We start from the raw sequence: 1,062 nt of genomic DNA, 5'->3' as shown, positions 1-1,062 counted from the left end.
CGCCGTGCGCTTCGGCAGCAGCCCTGCCGGATAACCTGCCGCCAGCACCGCAGCATCGCCTTTGATATGGTGCTCTCCAGCACCACCATGCGAATTCCGAGCGTATGAAAAAGACTTATACCGGCGGCTGCCACTGCGGCGCCGTGCGATTCGAGGCCAACATCGACCTGAGCCTGGGCACCCTGCGTTGCAACTGCTCGATCTGCACCAAGACCCGCTTCTGGCCCGCCATCGTCGCGACCGATGCCTTCCGGCTGATCGAAGGCGAATCCGAACTCAGCGAGCAGATGCTCGACACCCGCAACAGCCACTACATCGTCTGCAGGCATTGCAGCGTGCGCTCCTTCGGCGTGGGCCATTCCCCCGAGACCGGCGCGAGCGCCTATGGCGTGAACGTGACCTGCCTGGACTACGTGGACCTCGACGACCTCGCCAACTCGCCGATCAGCTACGTGGACGGACACCGCGGCACCTGGCACGTCGCGCGCACGGCCATCGGAATCTGACGAAGAGAATCGTTTCCCGCAAAAACCACCATCTGAAGATATACACATGCCCATCGAACTCTGGCTCGCCTTCGTCGCGGCCTCCGCCGTCATGCTGATCATTCCGGGGCCGACCATCCTCACGGTGATCAGCTATTCCATGTCCCACGGCCGCCGCGCCAACGTGCCGCTGGTGGCGGCCGTGGCGCTCGGCGACTCGACGGCGCTAGTGGTGTCGCTGCTGGGGCTGGGCGCTCTGCTGGCCACATCGGCCTTCTGGTTCACGGTGGTCAAGTGCGTGGGCGGGCTGTACCTGCTGTACCTCGGCATCAAGCTGCTGCGCGCGGGCATCTCGTCCACCGAAGTCGCCGCGCCGGCCGCGCCCGCCTCGCGGCTGCGGCTGTTCGCCAACACCTACCTGGTGACCGCGCTGAACCCGAAGGGCATCGTGTTCTTCGTGGCCTTCCTGCCGCAGTTCATCAGCCCGGCGGCCGACGTGACACGCCAGCTCTGGGTGCTGGCCGTCACTTTCGTCGTGCTGGCAGCGACCAATGCCACGCTCTATGCGGTGTTCGCA

2 protein-coding genes are annotated in these 1,062 nt (G+C 65.3%); both read left to right on the top strand.

Going from position 1 to position 1,062, the window contains the following annotated elements; all coding sequences use genetic code 11:
- Positions 1-104: 104 nt before the first annotated feature.
- Positions 105-506: a GFA family protein gene (locus ACSFA3_RS25670; protein ID WP_435508136.1), complete on the top strand. Its 402-nt coding sequence runs from the start codon at positions 105-107 to the stop codon at positions 504-506.
- 46 nt (positions 507-552) lie between these two features.
- A partial coding sequence (locus tag ACSFA3_RS25665) for a LysE family translocator (protein WP_435508135.1) occupies positions 553-1,062 on the top strand: 510 nt, incomplete at its 3' end.

It is taken from the genome of Variovorax glucosi (assembly GCF_051216695.1).
Lineage (GTDB): Bacteria > Pseudomonadota > Gammaproteobacteria > Burkholderiales > Burkholderiaceae_C > Variovorax.
This window is presented reverse-complemented; position numbering and strand designations above follow the sequence as displayed.

Coding starts and splice junctions, on each gene's coding strand:
- ACSFA3_RS25670 (WP_435508136.1), top strand. CDS start 105: ATGAAAAAGACTTATACCGGCGGCTGCCACTGCGGCGCCGTGCGATTC.